This window comes from Flammeovirga aprica JL-4 (genome assembly GCF_012844305.1).
Lineage (GTDB): Bacteria > Bacteroidota > Bacteroidia > Cytophagales > Flammeovirgaceae > Flammeovirga > Flammeovirga aprica.
Window position 1 is genome coordinate 1 of the sequence record NZ_JABANE010000106.1, and the last position, 15,384, is coordinate 15,384.

Annotated in this window: 15 protein-coding genes and 4 tRNA genes; 4 read left to right on the top strand and 15 right to left on the bottom strand. The window is 34.8% G+C overall.

Translation table 11 applies throughout. From position 1 onward, the window contains the following. Positions 1-616: 616 nt before the first annotated feature. Positions 617-1,630 (bottom strand): macro domain-containing protein, encoded by a 1,014-nt coding sequence (locus HHU12_RS26800; protein ID WP_169659821.1) that lies wholly within the window; start codon positions 1,628-1,630, stop codon positions 617-619. Further along, complete coding sequence (locus HHU12_RS26805; RefSeq protein ID WP_169659822.1) at positions 1,617-2,948, bottom strand: caspase family protein; 1,332 nt, start codon at positions 2,946-2,948, stop codon at positions 1,617-1,619. Before HHU12_RS26805 ends, HHU12_RS26800 begins: the two co-directional genes overlap by 14 nt. A 435-nt stretch (positions 2,949-3,383) precedes the next feature. Between HHU12_RS26805 and egtB the strand changes: the two genes are divergently transcribed. From egtB to HHU12_RS26820, 3 genes are read left to right on the top strand one after another with little or no spacing between them, the layout of a single operon-like run. Next, entirely contained in the window at positions 3,384-4,535 is a 1,152-nt protein-coding gene (gene egtB, locus HHU12_RS26810; protein WP_169659823.1) for an ergothioneine biosynthesis protein EgtB, read from the top strand. A gap of 27 nt (positions 4,536-4,562) precedes the next feature. Then, positions 4,563-5,501, top strand: coding sequence for an L-histidine N(alpha)-methyltransferase (egtD, locus tag HHU12_RS26815; RefSeq protein WP_169659824.1), 939 nt, complete (start codon positions 4,563-4,565; stop codon positions 5,499-5,501). A 40-nt stretch (positions 5,502-5,541) separates the two neighbouring features. Then, a complete protein-coding gene (locus HHU12_RS26820; protein ID WP_169659825.1) occupies positions 5,542-6,006 on the top strand; it encodes a DUF4268 domain-containing protein in 465 nt (154 codons plus the stop codon). A gap of 63 nt (positions 6,007-6,069) precedes the next feature. Here the strand turns inward: HHU12_RS26820 and HHU12_RS26825 are convergent, their stop codons facing one another. The 12 genes from HHU12_RS26825 to HHU12_RS26880 all read right to left on the bottom strand — a co-directional run bounded on the left by HHU12_RS26825 (position 6,070) and on the right by HHU12_RS26880 (position 13,565). Then, a complete protein-coding gene (locus tag HHU12_RS26825; RefSeq protein WP_169659826.1) occupies positions 6,070-6,606 on the bottom strand; it encodes a hypothetical protein in 537 nt (178 codons plus the stop codon). Positions 6,607-6,882: 276 nt separating this feature from the next. Beyond that, positions 6,883-8,397: a SulP family inorganic anion transporter gene (locus HHU12_RS26830; RefSeq protein WP_169659827.1), complete on the bottom strand. Its 1,515-nt coding sequence runs from the start codon at positions 8,395-8,397 to the stop codon at positions 6,883-6,885. Between the two features lie 265 nt (positions 8,398-8,662). Further along, the gene (gene pfkA, locus HHU12_RS26835) at positions 8,663-9,634 is read right to left on the bottom strand and encodes a 6-phosphofructokinase (RefSeq protein ID WP_169659828.1); all 972 of its coding nucleotides are present in this window, start codon (positions 9,632-9,634) and stop codon (positions 8,663-8,665) included. A 213-nt stretch (positions 9,635-9,847) separates the two neighbouring features. Further along, positions 9,848-10,666, bottom strand: coding sequence for a pyrroline-5-carboxylate reductase (proC, locus tag HHU12_RS26840; RefSeq protein ID WP_169659829.1), 819 nt, complete (start codon positions 10,664-10,666; stop codon positions 9,848-9,850). Positions 10,667-10,779: 113 nt separating this feature from the next. Beyond that, complete coding sequence (ftsY, locus tag HHU12_RS26845; RefSeq protein ID WP_044212431.1) at positions 10,780-11,775, bottom strand: signal recognition particle-docking protein FtsY; 996 nt, start codon at positions 11,773-11,775, stop codon at positions 10,780-10,782. Positions 11,776-12,254: 479 nt separating this feature from the next. Further along, positions 12,255-12,407, bottom strand: a complete 153-nt coding sequence (locus tag HHU12_RS26850; RefSeq protein ID WP_084005937.1) for a DUF4295 domain-containing protein — start codon at positions 12,405-12,407, stop codon at positions 12,255-12,257. A gap of 2 nt (positions 12,408-12,409) precedes the next feature. Then, positions 12,410-12,592 (bottom strand): 50S ribosomal protein L33, encoded by a 183-nt coding sequence (gene rpmG, locus HHU12_RS26855; RefSeq protein WP_169659830.1) that lies wholly within the window; start codon positions 12,590-12,592, stop codon positions 12,410-12,412. Positions 12,593-12,642: 50 nt separating this feature from the next. Next, positions 12,643-12,879 (bottom strand): 50S ribosomal protein L28, encoded by a 237-nt coding sequence (gene rpmB, locus HHU12_RS26860; RefSeq protein ID WP_044212427.1) that lies wholly within the window; start codon positions 12,877-12,879, stop codon positions 12,643-12,645. A gap of 239 nt (positions 12,880-13,118) precedes the next feature. After that, positions 13,119-13,191: transfer RNA gene (locus HHU12_RS26865), tRNA-Thr, on the bottom strand. Between the two features lie 62 nt (positions 13,192-13,253). Continuing rightward, positions 13,254-13,329: transfer RNA gene (locus tag HHU12_RS26870), tRNA-Thr, on the bottom strand. A gap of 45 nt (positions 13,330-13,374) precedes the next feature. Continuing rightward, a tRNA-Thr gene (locus HHU12_RS26875) sits at positions 13,375-13,447 on the bottom strand. Between the two features lie 45 nt (positions 13,448-13,492). Continuing rightward, positions 13,493-13,565 (bottom strand) — tRNA-Thr (locus tag HHU12_RS26880). Between the two features lie 130 nt (positions 13,566-13,695). Here HHU12_RS26880 and HHU12_RS26885 point away from each other — a divergent pair. Continuing rightward, entirely contained in the window at positions 13,696-14,406 is a 711-nt protein-coding gene (locus tag HHU12_RS26885) for a TVP38/TMEM64 family protein (protein WP_169659831.1), read from the top strand. Positions 14,407-14,488: 82 nt separating this feature from the next. On the opposite strand, the gene HHU12_RS26890 is transcribed toward HHU12_RS26885, so the two are convergent. Next, positions 14,489-15,376: a hypothetical protein gene (locus HHU12_RS26890; protein ID WP_169659832.1), complete on the bottom strand. Its 888-nt coding sequence runs from the start codon at positions 15,374-15,376 to the stop codon at positions 14,489-14,491. Positions 15,377-15,384: the final 8 nt, after the last annotated feature.

The following is a 15,384-nucleotide window of genomic DNA, read 5'->3' on the forward strand; positions in this document are numbered from 1 at the left end:
AAGAATTAACTGTAATTGGGATCCGCTTTCGCTGATCTTATAATTACTTTTTCATTACATCAAAAGAACGTTTGAACCGTAGTTCAATGATCTGTTTTTCAGATTTTTATTTCATTTAAACCGCTGTTTAAATGTGCTTCGTTTTCCAGAAGCGAGTGCAAAGTTAAGAACTTTTTATTTTAACTTCCAAATCTTTTTTCAAAAATTTTTGAAGTTTTTTTCGTTGATTTTCTCAACCCACAACACTCTGAATTTTCAACTCCAAAAGAGAAGTTTCAAAAGCCTTTCGTTAAAGGCGAGTGTAAAGGTAAGAAGAGAAATTTAATTTGCAATGCTTATTTTGTTTTATTTAGAAACTTAATTTACATCGCTGATTTTCAACTAAATCAAATACCTTTTCATTATTTCAACCACCCGAGTCGGGTTGTCACATAGGACAACCCCTACGTTTGTTTTTTCCTCAGCCGTTTGCTGAAGGGAGTGCAAAGGTAATAGGATGTTTTTTAAATGCAATAACTTCTATAAAAAATTACATTAAATAAACGCAAACAATAAAAGGATGCTTAAGACAACTCAAACACCCTTTTAGTATAACTTCATAATGGTCAGTTATTTACTACCCAATTTCAATAAAAGATTTCAACTGAGTATTCACTGAATTAATTTTCTCTTGAATAGCATTAATCTCTTTTTCCGCATCCTCAATACTCATCATTAGTCGGAAAGGCACCATTTCTCCACCATATTTTGCTTTTTCAATCTCATAATGCCTCAAGGCTGTTCTATGATAATTAATTGATTGTTCTAATACTTTCTTATCTTTCTTGAGATGTTCAATCTCATGTTTATTCGAACTTACCGAATGCAGAAGGTCATATAAGAATGATAAATCATCCAATAAGGCAGGTATTTTTGTGGGTACAATACCTTTTTCTTCTTTTTCAATTGATAAAATTCTCACCAACCCCTCTTCCAACTTCTCTACAATAGCTGTATCAACTGTATCTTTTTGTCTTAAATTTTCATTTGCTTCCTGCAATAAACCTTTGATGGCCTGATTCTGTTCTTTAATAGATACCAACTCTACAGCATTTTCAAATAAAGCATTCATCTGCTCTCTTGAGATTTCTTCCCTTTTAAGCAAACACAAACTTACTTCTTCAATAGTATCATTCTCCTTCAAAAAACCACCGATCACTTCAGTTATTGCTTTTATTGAATTTGTATAATCATACCCTGCCGTTCCTGTAGCAATAGCCGGCAAAGCAATTGACTTTACTTTTAATGCTTTTCCTAATTCTAAAATCCTTTTTAAAACTAACTCTAGTGTATTAGGATCAATTGCTGTATTGTTTTCATAGTTTAAAGTAATAGCATGGAAAACGTATTTTGCATGAAGATTCCCTGCCGTCGAAACAATCACGTCTCCTACCTTTAATCCTTTATGCTTTCGAGCGTCCACTTGAATCGCACTCGACCCTGCTTGATATATACTTCTTGAAACACCTCCTGACATTGTTATATCAGTATCGTCTGAACTAACAATTACATCTGTCAATACAGTGGTGATGTCAGCATAAAGTACATTAAACTGAGAACCTCCTATATAATATGTTTTATTGTTTATCATTTCCTGCCAATGTTTTCAGTTTATCAATCACTTTCTGAATTTCCTGCTCTGCCGTTTCTTTTTTATGAAAAAGCATAGTTGGAGGGTTGTCTCCATATTTTGCCATGGTCAATTCTACCTGCTGTAAGTTTTTGGAATGAATATCATACAGAGTAAATAAATGATCTACTTCTGGTTTATTCTCTTCTGTTATTGCAAATGCCACACCACCATCAATAAAAACATCATCTTGTTCTTTTCTAATTGATGGCAAAGTAGCTTTTTCTACTATTACTTCAGAAGTATCATTTTGGATCACTGTCTTCTTTTGCTTGAATACAAAAAACATAACACCGACACCTACTATTATTACCAATCCAATAACAATATATAAATACCTATTTGAATCTTCCTGCCCTCTACTCGCAATTGTTTCGCTAAAAGGAATGGTTTCATCTACCTTGATATTACTTATCACATTATCATCTGCTGAATTCAAAATAAATTCACTTCCCAGCTCATCCTTACCAAAAGAACCATATAAACTCTCACTCACTGCTCTTTTCGTTTGTTGATGCAAATCAGATAATGTAAAAAGCTGATGGGTATCTTCTTCTAAAAACTCTAAAACAGCTTTGCAAAATGGAGAATGCCCATCTATTCCATCTGCAACTCTCTCCAATGCACCTGAAGTCAAATAAACTCTAGTGGTCTTATTCATCTTATTCTTCAAGAATTTGGCAGTTATAATTTCCTCTTCAATTTTCCCCCTGAATTTTTGTTTTGACCTTAATTGAGTATTAAAACTACCACCAAAACAGACATCCAATACAATAGCCACATGTCTTGCTTTTAAAGCATTGAGCATCCCGTTTAGTTTTCTGTACTGAAGGTATGTATTTCGTGTCGGATCCTTTCGTGTTGTTTTACTGTCTTTGAAAACCAAAAAACCATCATCAAAATTTTCTTCATCAAAATCACCATGACCGGCTATATATATTAAGAAGCGGTCTTCTTCTTTTAATTTATCTTGAAAAGAAAGTATGCTTTTCTCTACTTGTTCCCTTTTTGGGGATAATAATAGTGTGGTTTTAAAATTATATTTTGAGGAGAGAACCTTTTCAATACTTCTAGCATCGTTTTCTGCATTATCCAAATCAGGCCACATTGGTTTACCATCATATTTGTTTGATCCTATGATCAATGCATATTGGTTACTTTGAGTCAGTTCATCATGTATCATCCCCTCTTCTTGCCCAAAAAGTGAGGAAGTGAACATTACGAAAAGTAAAGTCTGAAAAACGATATGAAGTTGTATGTTTATTTTAGAATAGTTCATGTTATTACATTAAATAAACTAAACCCTTTTTAGAATTTAGGTAAGTACTAAGCCAAAAATAAATGATAATTAATTCTTAGTTATTTTTTGTGAGTACAACGCTCAAAAACGTATAAATAGTGGTCCTATTTAAAGTTTTTGCAAGGCAGTAATCGGAAAAAATAATATGAATTAGTGTTATATAATTTTGTCTTAGTACTTAGTACAAATTAAATATAATGAATATCTAATTTGATTGCTTTAGACTACAATGATTTCATTATCAAAATGAATTTCTTATTAAAATTAGATTATTTCACGGCTATTATTCTATTTTTATTGAGCTATTTTTCATAATTTATGAACTGATTTTACATAAAGTTATCTCCCTTAAACTAGAAATTGCGATATAATTTGAAATAATCATTTAGCTTCTTCTATCAACTACATTATACTATGCTCGAACATTATTTCAGCACAAGAAAAAGAACCGAAGATTTTTGTGCTCCCCTATCAATCGAAGATTATACTCCTCAAGTGGCATTGCATGCGAGTCCGATGAAATGGCAACTCGGTCATACTACTTGGTTTTTTGAAACCTTCCTTCTCAAACCTTATTTGAAAGAGTACAAAGAATTTCACCCTAAATTCTCTTTCCTATTTAATAGTTACTATAACAATGTAGGCGATCGTTTGGCAAGAGATAGTAGAGGCGTTCTGACTCGACCTTCAGTAGAAGAAGTTTATCAGTACAGACATTATATGGATGAACATATAGAAAAACTGTTTGGAGGAAATACCACTTCAGAGATGAATGCTATTTTTGAAATTGGTATTAATCATGAAGAACAACATCAGGAACTCATGATTACAGACCTGAAACTAATGTTCTTCAGACATCCTTTGAAAACTACTTATAAAGAAGACGGAAATAAACTTACTGGAAAGGTAAATCACTTCAATGAATGGATTTCAATTTCTGAAGGTGTCTATGAAATAGGTCATCAAGGTGAAGGTTTTGCTTATGACAATGAATTAGGGCGCCATAAAGTATACATTCATGATTTTGAAATTGCTAAAGACTATGTGAGTAATGATGATTTCATTGCTTTTATTGAAGACGGAGGGTATGAACGTTTTGACCTTTGGCTTGATGAAGGTTGGGCTTGGGTACAACAAAATGATATCAAAAAGCCTTTGTACTGGGAAAAAGAGGGAGAAGAATGGATGCAGTTTACTTTAGGAGGAATGCAAAAAGTGGAAGGAAAAGGTATTCTTAGTCATATCAATTTTTATGAAGCTGAAGCATTTGCCCGTTGGAAAGGAATGAGACTCCCTACTGAATTTGAATGGGAAGTAGCTTCCGAACAACTGAACTGGGGCGATAGATGGGAATGGACTAACAGTGCTTACCTTCCTTATCCAGGTTTTAAAACCGCTGATGGTGCTCTTGGTGAGTACAATGGAAAGTTTATGATCAATCAGATGGTGCTAAGAGGTGGAAGTGTCGCTACTTCACCCAACCATAGCAGAAATACATATAGGAATTTTTTCCACCCACATTATTGCTGGCAATACACCGGTATTCGTTTAGTAAAATCAAAATAACACCCTTTTCAAGAACACAACAACACTATGATTACTGAAAAAACGCTATTTGCTCAACATGTTGAGAAAGGCTTATCGTCTACGCAAAAGTTTTTATCATCTATGTATTTTTATGATAAAAAAGGTGAAGCTCTTTTTAGAGAGATAATGAACTTGGAAGAGTATTATCTTACCGACTGCGAGATGGAAATACTCAGAGTACAAGGAAATGAAATTGCCAAAGCGATTGGTGATGAACCCTTGGATATTATTGAACTGGGTGCAGGTGATGGCATAAAGACGAAAGAACTTTTAAAGCATTTTGATTTTGAAAACGTCACTTACAGTCCTATTGATATCAGCGAACAAGCTATTATTGACATCACTGCAAAAATGAAAGAGTGGCTTCCTCAGCTGAATACTAAAGGGATTTGCGGAGACTACTTTAAAATGATTGGTGATTTTAAAAGTGACCGTAAGAAAGTAATTCTCTTCCTGGGTTCTAACCTCGGTAATATGACTGATGATCAGGCTAGAGGTTTTCTCGGGCAATTACATCAAGTAATGAATACTGGCGATAGTATTTTATTAGGCCTTGACTTAATAAAATCTGAAGATATTGTACTCCCTGCCTACAGTGATTCAAAAGGTGTCACGGCTCAATTTAATTTAAATCTCTTAGAACGTATTAATAGAGAATTAGGAGGGGATTTCGATACTTCACAATTTGAACATTTAGCCACTTATAATGAGAAAGAAGGTATTGCTAAAAGTTTTATTCGAAGTAAAACTGATCAAACTGTAATTATAAAAGAGACGGAAGGTTCTTATTCCTTCAAAAAAGGAGAACTTATCCATACAGAAGTGAGCAGAAAGTATGATTTAGATATTATACGCAAAATTATCGATGGCACTTCTCTTCAGTTGAAATATCAGTTTACGGATCATCGACAATATTTTACGAACCTCATTTTCACAAAAATCTAATAGTTCATTAAATTTGCTCCATTATATAAATTATTGAAGCATGTATAGTAGAGAAGAACATATCAAAATGAGAACCGAGTTTTGGACTCGATTCGGTCAAATGATGAAACCTTTTACCAATAGTGAAGGTCAAAAGGTCAATTGGGTGAACTACAAAACAGGCATTAAGAATGTTTTCTTTAAGATGGATGCTAATAAGCAGAAATGTAGCATCGGGATTTATGTCACTCACAGAGACCTCGATCTACAGGAAGTCTATTTTCAACAGTTTATTGATTTAAAAGATTTTCTTCATTCTGTTTTGGAGGAGGAATGGACTTGGGAATTCAAGTCAAAAGACAGGAACAATAAAACGGTCTCTAGAATTTATATTGAACTGGAAGGTGTCAATTTATTCAGACAAGATGATCAACCTACTATCTATGAATTCCTTAAACCAAGAATATTAAAGTTGAATGAGTTTTGGGAAGATGCGAAGGAGCCGTTTAAAGCTTTGGAGGATTAAAAATATAAGCACATCTCTGTTGATGTGCTTTTTTTAAAACTTTTGATATTACTCTTTTACAAATTAATTACTTCTACTACAACGAATAGTATCATACAAGAAAAACCTCACTGCCTCATTCAGGTACCCTTTACCTTGATAAGACTTTACCTCTGTAATGAGACTCTCATTCTTCTCTACTTTTTTCATAAACTTAATTTGTTTCTCAACCGAATAGTTTTTGTCGCTAGCTTTAAATACTGCTATAGGAATAACAATGAAGGTCTCATCTTTAACCGTCCAATAAGCTTTCGAACCAACTATAAATTGTTCAATCACTTCCTTTAAATATTGTGATGGACAATTCTTCACAACAACATCTTTCAAAAAATTATTTTCATTTATTGAAAATGAAGCACTCGCTAAAAAACAAACTTTGTCTTCAAGAGATTTTTCTTCGTGGAGTAAAAACTGTTTTTCTTTAGGATTATCAAACCTAACCTCCCTTTCAAAATAGTCCTTGAAGTTATTATATTTCGAATACTCAAAAGTAGCTTTTTGAGCTTGTGAATAGATACTATTGCTAATCATTAGCAATACAACATAAATAAGCTTTTTCATTTAATTGTGATTACAAGTTTTCAGCTAGAATACTTTAAACCTTACTTCAAAACATAAGATTCTATTTATCAATTTATTCTAACATTAGTTTTGATTGAAATTAAGGTATTCAATTCAGACTAACTGGTAAAAAGATAGCTAAAAACGAGCTGTAAATTGATTTAAAAGCTAAGAACATTAGATAAAATATTTTCCCCTTGAATAATTACCTGGAATAAAAAAATAGAGAGCCGACTTGAAGTTGACTCTCTATTTTTTTATTGGATGAACTATGACCTACGCATCATACACTACACCGTAATGTGGATCGTGATCATGATCGATTTCTATATGTGATTTTGCCTTGTCTAATAAATCAATACAATCTTGAGATAAATGGATGAACGTTACATTCTTTCCATATTGCTCATATTTTTCATTGATTTTATTGATTGCTTCAATACCTGATAAATCGGCTACTCTTGATTCCGTGAAATCTACGATTACTTCTTGAGGATCATTTTTGAAATCGAATTTCTCAAAGAAGTTTGTTGCAGAACCGAAGAATAATGGACCGTAAATCTCATAGTGCTTACGTCCGAACTCATCTGTTTTCTTTCTAGCACGAATACGTACTGCATTTTCCCAAGCAAATGATAAAGCTGACATGATGATACCTACTAATACCGCTACTGCTAAATCTTCGATTACTGTTACTACTGATACTGTAATCAATACTACAACATCAACTTTAGGTACTTTATTCAAAATACGTAAACTTGACCATTCGAAAGTACCAATTGATACCATAAACATCACACCTACTAGTGCGGCAATTGGAATTTGCTCAATGATCGATGATAAGAATAATACGAAAGCCATCAGTGCTACAGCGGCAATAATACCTGACCAACGTTGACGTGCACCTGATTGAATGTTAATCATTGATTGACCGATCATGGCACAGCCACCCATACCGCCAGTGAAACCTGAAATGATGTTGGCTAATCCTTGTGCTACTGACTCTCTGTTTCCGCTACCACGTGTTTCAGTGATTTCATCAATCAGCGTTAATGTCAATAAACTTTCGATCAAACCAACCCCTGCCACTTTCAATGAGAAAGGTAAAATGATCATCAAAGTTTCCATATCAAATGGAACATTAGGAATTAATAAAGAAGGAAGTCCACCTTTGATAGAAGCCATATCACCTACTGTTGGTGTTTCGATGCCAAAACCAATCGCAATACCTGATACTAATAAAATGGCCATCAATGGAGATGGAATTACTTTCGTTACTTTTGGTAAGTACTGGATCACTAACATCGCCAATACTACTAAACCTAACATGATATATAATGGAGTTCCTGATAAGTATTCTCCATCTATTTTAAACTGACTGAATTGCGCTTTAAAGATAACGATAGCTAGACCGTTTACGAAACCTAACATTACTGGATGTGGTACTAAACGGATGAATTTACCCAATTTTAGTGCACCAACAGCAATCTGTATTACACCACCTAAAATAATTGCAGGGAATAAATAATCTACACCTTTTGCTGCAATCAATGGCATTACTACTACTGCAATTGCACCTGTTGCTCCTGAAATCATTCCTGGACGTCCGCCTAAAACAGCTGTCACGAATCCCATAATTACAGCGGCATACAAACCTACTAATGGAGATACACCTGCGATAAATGAAAAGGCAATCGCTTCTGGAACTAGGGCAATCGCTACCGTTAGGCCTGATAAAATTTCTGTTTTGAAATCAGTCCCTTTAATACTTAACTGAAGATTTTGTTTCATTAGTTGACTAATAATCGCTCAAGAGTATGAGCTGTTGAAAGTTGAGAAGTTGGTTATCCTCTGAACAATGAACGGATAACTTTATATTATTAACAATGCTTTTTTCAGTTGTAAATCACATCGGAGGAGATCAATTATGTTTAAAATACAAAAGGGAACAAATGCAAAACTACTGTTTTATACATTTATTCCCTATTTATATTTCAGAATATTAAGTACTAGAGGCCTTTTAAAAGAAAAAATCCATCTTAGTACTCACTGAATACTAGCTATTTAAGATTTCCACCATCTTATTTAGCTCAACATCTAAAGGTTTTTTCTTATTGATAGCATCATCAAAAGAAGTATAAGCCACCTTATCATCAATAATACCAGCCATTACGTTAGATTTTCCAGCAATCAATCCTTCAACAGCTGCAATACCCATACGGCTTGCTAAAATTCTGTCGATTGCACTTGGAGAACCACCTCTTTGGATATGACCTAAGTTAGATACTCTGATATCAAGGTTTGGTAAAGCCTCTTTTGCTTTTTGAGCGATGAAGTTCGCGTTTCCGATTTCTTCACCTTCCGCTACTACAATAATATGAGAAGGTTTTTCTTTATAGCCACCTTTCTTAAGGTTGTCAATCACCTCATCAATTGTATCAGGAATCTCAGGAACTAAAATATCTTCAGCTCCACCGCCAATACCAGATTGCATAGCGATAAAACCTGCATCACGGCCCATAACTTCTACGAAGAATACACGGTCATGTGAAGCGGCAGTATCTCTGATTTTATCAATGGCATCTAAAGCCGTATTTACTGCTGTATCAAAACCGATAGTATAATCTGTGCCATAAAGGTCATTGTCAATTGTACCAGGGCAACCAATTGTAGGAATACCGAAGTTTTCCATTAATAATTTTGCTCCAGTAAATGTACCATTACCTCCAATAGCCACTAAACCATCAATTCCTTCCTTCACACAATTTTCGTAGGCTTTCTTTCTCCACTCAATATCTCTGAACTCATCAAATCTAGCAGACTTTAAAATTGTTCCGCCTAATCCAATAATATCAGATACAGAGTGAGACTCCATAGGAATAAAGTCAGCATCTGCCATACCTTTATAACCTCTACGAATACCTACCACTTCTAAACCATTATAAAGTGCTGCTCTAACAACAGCTCTAACACAAGCATTCATTCCAGGAGCATCGCCCCCTGATGTAAACACGGCAATCTTTTTCACGGTCTTTTTAGTTAATAATTAAAATTTACACACTTTTAGTACGAAGTACTAGGACATAAGTAACGGATAAATATCTCTCGCGCTATGACTGAAGTCATAGATTGGCTGTATTAACGCCTTTCCATGATTAATCAAGGTGAGAGAAACGTCTTTTGTCCTAATACTTAAGACAAGAAATCATTCATTTTCATATATTCTTCTCTTGCCTTGTTTTTATTTTTTATCAAAATCATCCTTTATCACATCAATTGCTTTAAAGGACGTTTTTACTCCACTAATTAATGATGAACTAAATCCTTGGTGCTCCATTTCATTTAGCCCAGCAATTGTACACCCTTTTGGTGTAGTTACTTTATCAATTTCTTGTTCAGGGTGATTTCCTGTTTCCATTAATAAAGATGCAGCCCCTTTTACAGTTTGCGCTGCAATAAGTTGAGAAACCTGAGCTCCAAACCCAATTTCAATACCTCCTTGAGAAGCCGCTCTGATAAATCGCATTGCATACGCAATACCACTTGCACCAAGTACTGTAGCTGCCGCCATCAAGCTTTCGTCAATAATAATTGCTTCTCCTAGTTGAGAGAATAAATCAATCATCATTTCTTTCTGCTCCTCTGTACCGTTTACAGTCGAGATACAAGTCATCGATTCGCGAATTGCAATTGCAGTATTCGGCATAGAACGGAAAACAGGTTGCTCTTCACCTAAAACAGAAGCCATATCGTTTAATGATACCCCTGTCACTACTGAAGAAACCACTTTATCTGCTTTTAGAGATTCCTTGATTTGCTCCATGATCGACTTGATTTGGAAAGGCTTGATCGCCAAAATTACAAGGTCTGCTCCTTTTACCGCTTCATTATTATCTGAGGATACATTTACCCCTTGATCTGATAACGATTTTAGAAGTTTTATGTTTCTTCTAGTCACTGTTAAATTGTGAGGTTCGATATACTTACTGATGATCAGGCCTTCAGCGATTGCCTTACCCAAGTTTCCACCTCCAATAATAGTTATTTTGTTCGGTCTCATAGTGTATTTGTTAGTTTTTCCACTTTGATATAAGTAGAGTTAAAATAATTCTTTTGAAAATCAAAAAAGCCATGTATTTATCTCAATACATGGCTTTTTCTTCAACTTATAACTTATTGAGATTTAGTAGCATCTCTTCCTCCAAAGAGAGATTCTACAAACTCCATTTTCCTAAATGCCTGCAAGTGATCAACACCCTCACCTACACCTATATATTTTACTGGAATTTTAAATTCATCTGAAATACCGATCACCACACCACCTTTAGCTGTTCCGTCTAATTTAGTGATGGCTAATCCTGTTACTTCAGTTGCCTTTGTAAATTCTCTTGCTTGATTCACTGCATTTTGACCTGTTGAACCATCCAATACTAAAATCACATCATGCGGTACTCCTGGAGCAACTTTTTGCATTGATCTTTTAATCTTAGAAAGCTCGTTCATCAAGTTCACTTTATTATGCAAACGACCTGCTGTATCAACAATAATAACATCAGCATTTGATTCTACACCTTTCTTCACTGCTTCAAAAGCTACTGAAGAAGGATCTACGTTCATACCTTTTGCTACTACATCAACACCTGTACGTTCACCCCAAAGTTTTAATTGATCTACTGCTGCTGCTCTAAATGTATCAGCCGCACCTAAAACCACTTTATAACCTTTAGCCTTGAACTTTGCAGAAAGTTTACCAATGGTTGTTGTTTTACCAACACCGTTTACCCCTACAACCAACATCACATATGGACCTTCAATTCCTTCTGGAATAGAATATCCATCTACGTCAGCACTTTTGTTTTCATCCAAAAGTCCTGCGATTTCTTCGTATAAAATCTGATTCAATTCTGTAGCATTGACATATTTGTCTTTTGCCACTCTCTCTTCTATACGGTCAATGATCTTCAAAGTAGTTTCAACCCCTACATCTGAAGTCACTAAAATTTCTTCGAGATTATCCAGTACCTCGTCATCTACCTTAGATTTACCAGCTACAGCTTTGCTAAGCTTGTCAAACAAAGTACCACGAGATTTTTCCAAACCTTTATTCAGGTTATCTTTCTCTTCCTCCGTAATCTCTGATTTACCAAAAAATTTTTTAAAGAAGCCCATTATTGCTGCTAGGTTAAATCTAATAATAAAAAAACAAGGTCAGAACTCAGGTCAAAAGACCTTTTCTCTACTGCGAAAATAACGCTCAAAAAGTTAGAATCCCAATAAAGTCCTGTTGTTCTATCCCTCTGATAGTATTTGAATTACTAATACATGAAAACGTCACATAAACGTAAAAAATACATATCACAAAAGTAAATACTAGGACAAAAGTAAACGGATGTTTTTTTTAATGAAGAATGAAGAGTTAAGAATGAAGAAAAATGTTTCGCACTCTGGTCCATAAAGTGATCTTTATGATGGATACTGTTGAAGGTATGTTGCATTGCAACGTTCACACTGACCACAGTACAGATCATATTTTCTTAATTCTTCATTCAAAAAGCCCCTTTACTTCTGTCTTAGTATTTAAAACAAAAAACCCTACAATCTTGTTGCAGGGTTTTTTCGAAAGAAATGTAAAGCTTGATTCAAGAGAATTACTTTGCTAAGTAATCTTTTACTTGATCTTCCATGATAATCTCTTCTTTGAACGTGTATGCACCCGTTTTTGGAGATTTCACTGCTTTCACCACTTTAGCGTATTTAACGCCACCTTCTTTCTTAAGTGTTGCTACTACTTTCTTAGCCATAATTACTTAATTTCACGGTGAATTGTGTATTTCTTTAATACCGGATTGAACTTACGTCTTTCTAAACGATCTGGAGTGTTCTTACGGTTTTTTGTAGTGATGTATCTTGAAGTACCTGATTGACCAGATGCTTTGTGCTCAGTGCACTCAAGGATCACTTGTACTCTGTTGCCTTTCTTAGCCATGACTTATTCTTTTTGGTAATTTATTTACCGAATTTAAACCAAGATTAAACTTAGATAGTTTTACCTTCTTTACGTGCTTTCTTCAAGACAGCAGAAATACCGTTCTTGTTGATTGTTCTTAAAGCACTTGAAGAAACTTTTAACGTTACCCAACGATCCTCTTCAGGAATGTAGAAACGTTTTTTGTGCAAGTTAGGGTAGAACTTACGTTTGGTCTTATTGTTTGCGTGAGAAACATTATTACCAACTCTCGTTCTTTTACCTGTAATATCGCAGATTCTTGACATCTTCTTATATTTTAAAATTAACGAGTCCGCAAATACTTAAATAATTTCGTAATCACCAAATAATCAGAAAGTTATATTTCAAACTTTACATCTCATTAACGAAAATCCATTATCCAAATACTTCAGAGCATTCCTGACAGATGTTGCAAAAATGCCCTAATAATGAAAAAAACCCACTCAAAAGCAATACTATCAACGATGTTGACAATTCAGCTTTCAAAAGGGTTTTCATTACTATGAGCCTCCTATAGGAGTCGAACCTACGACCTACTGATTACAAATCAGTTGCTCTACCAGCTGAGCTAAGGAGGCAATACATATTTCGTCTTTAACCCAGCGCCGAATTTGTTTCCAAATTGCCTGACTCCAAGACTTGGAGCCTCCTATAGGAGTCGAACCTACGACCTACTGATTACAAATCAGTTGCTCTACCAGCTGAGCTAAGGAGGCGTTTCAAATCAATCCGCACGTCTTGCGAATGTTTGAGCTATATTGAGCCTCCTATAGGAGTCGAACCTACGACCTACTGATTACAAATCAGTTGCTCTACCAGCTGAGCTAAGGAGGCGTTTCAAATCAATCCGCACGTCTTGCGAATGTTTGAGCTATATTGAGCCTCCTATAGGAGTCGAACCTACGACCTACTGATTACAAATCAGTTGCTCTACCAGCTGAGCTAAGGAGGCAATTACCTATATCAAAAACACCGTTTCTGACAAAAGCGATGCAAATATAGAAGTAGAAATTTAATTACACAACTTTTCTTCATTTTTTTTACCTTGCAGTATCATAATTGACAATTATTTAAGAGAAAAGATGAAAATTAAGGGTATTAGAGAGGTTTTTCAGAAAAATAAATCTTCTTTTTCTGTTGGAGGAGGGCTGAGTATTCTGCCATTATTGACCAGTTCTACCATTGCTACGCTTGGGTATACTTACCAAGATTACATCTCAAATTTTACAACAAATGAGTGGATCGTATTTTTCGTGATTTCAAGTTTCACCATGGCGCTTGCACTTACACCCACCACATTTATGGCTTTATTCACTGGCTATTTCTTAGGATGGAATGCTCTTTATGGAATGATCCCTGCCTATATGATCGCTGCGTTGCTTTGTTATTTTATTGTAAGATGGGTCGATCAAGGACGATTTAATGATTCAATTCAAAAATATCCGATTGCAAACGCTATCATCAACACTGTTCATGAATCCCCTTTGAAGATTGTAGCTTTTACAAAGTTATCTCCAATTCTTCCTTTTGCCTTAAGTAATTTACTGCTTGCATGGGCTAAAACTCCCATTCGACAATTTCTTTTGGGTAGTTTGATTGGTATGTTGCCAAGAACATTAGTTTCCGTATGGTTTGGAAAGTCTCTAGAGAACCTTCAGGATATTTCGAATAGTGGTTCCAACTCTATTACTCAAATGATTGTAGGCGGGCTTGTTGTGTTATCAATTGCTGGTTTAGGGCAGATCTTTTCTAAGTCCATCAAAAAACAATTGGAGCAAAATAAAAGCCATTAAAGCATAAAGTCTTAATGGCTTTCAATATAAGAATAGTGACAGAGATATTATCTCTATCATCGCTTCTGAATCTAGTTATAAATTAACTTCCGTATCTAGTTTGGAAGTTTTCATAAAGTTTTACAAACTGTTCATCTCCGTTAGAGAGTGCTATAGCTTTCTCATAAGCTGTAGAGGCATTTACTATAAATCCTTTTTCTTCGTAAAACTTTGCTAGAATTAATTGACCAATTGCTGTTTCATTGGCCTTCAACATTTCAATTTCTTTTTTTGTCTCTTCAGAATCTCCATCTGTATATACTGTAAATGCATACAGGTCTGAAGCAATTTTCTTGTTTTTAGCATCTTCTACATAGTAGAACAGGTATTTCTGATCTTTAAGTTTTGGATCATTTAGGTCCAATTTATATTCAGTACCTTCTACTTCATCTTCAACTAAAACATGATGCTTTCTGTCTTTGATATAGATTTTGAAAGAGACATCTTCCTTATTACTTGCTCCTTTCAATGCCCAAGTCAATTTTACTTCAGACTTGATTGCATTTGAATTGATAGGAATATGGAAGAAGATTGGTTTTTTCTTCAGTGATCTAGTTACGGAACCGTACTTCGCTTGAGTAGATGCCGCTTCTCCAGAACCTGTCAACTCATCTTTGATAAAGTCAACATACTTTGAAACGAGATCACTTTCAGCTGAGCCTAAATTCTTTTCCAGCTCATCCACTTTATATGTTCCACTCTTTTTCAATTCTAACGTACCTCCCATTATAGACGCTAATCCTAAATAAGGAGCTGATCCACTAATTTCAACAGATTGACCTGAGAGAAGCATATCCCCTGTGTGGATTGTTTTCCCATCAACCTTTACTTCACCTTTAGCGCCGAGCACCATAAATTTAGCTTCTTGAGAATAAGCGGACGTTATCAAAAAGAGACTTGATATAATGGCGGCTAATAACTTAATTTTCATAGTTTGTA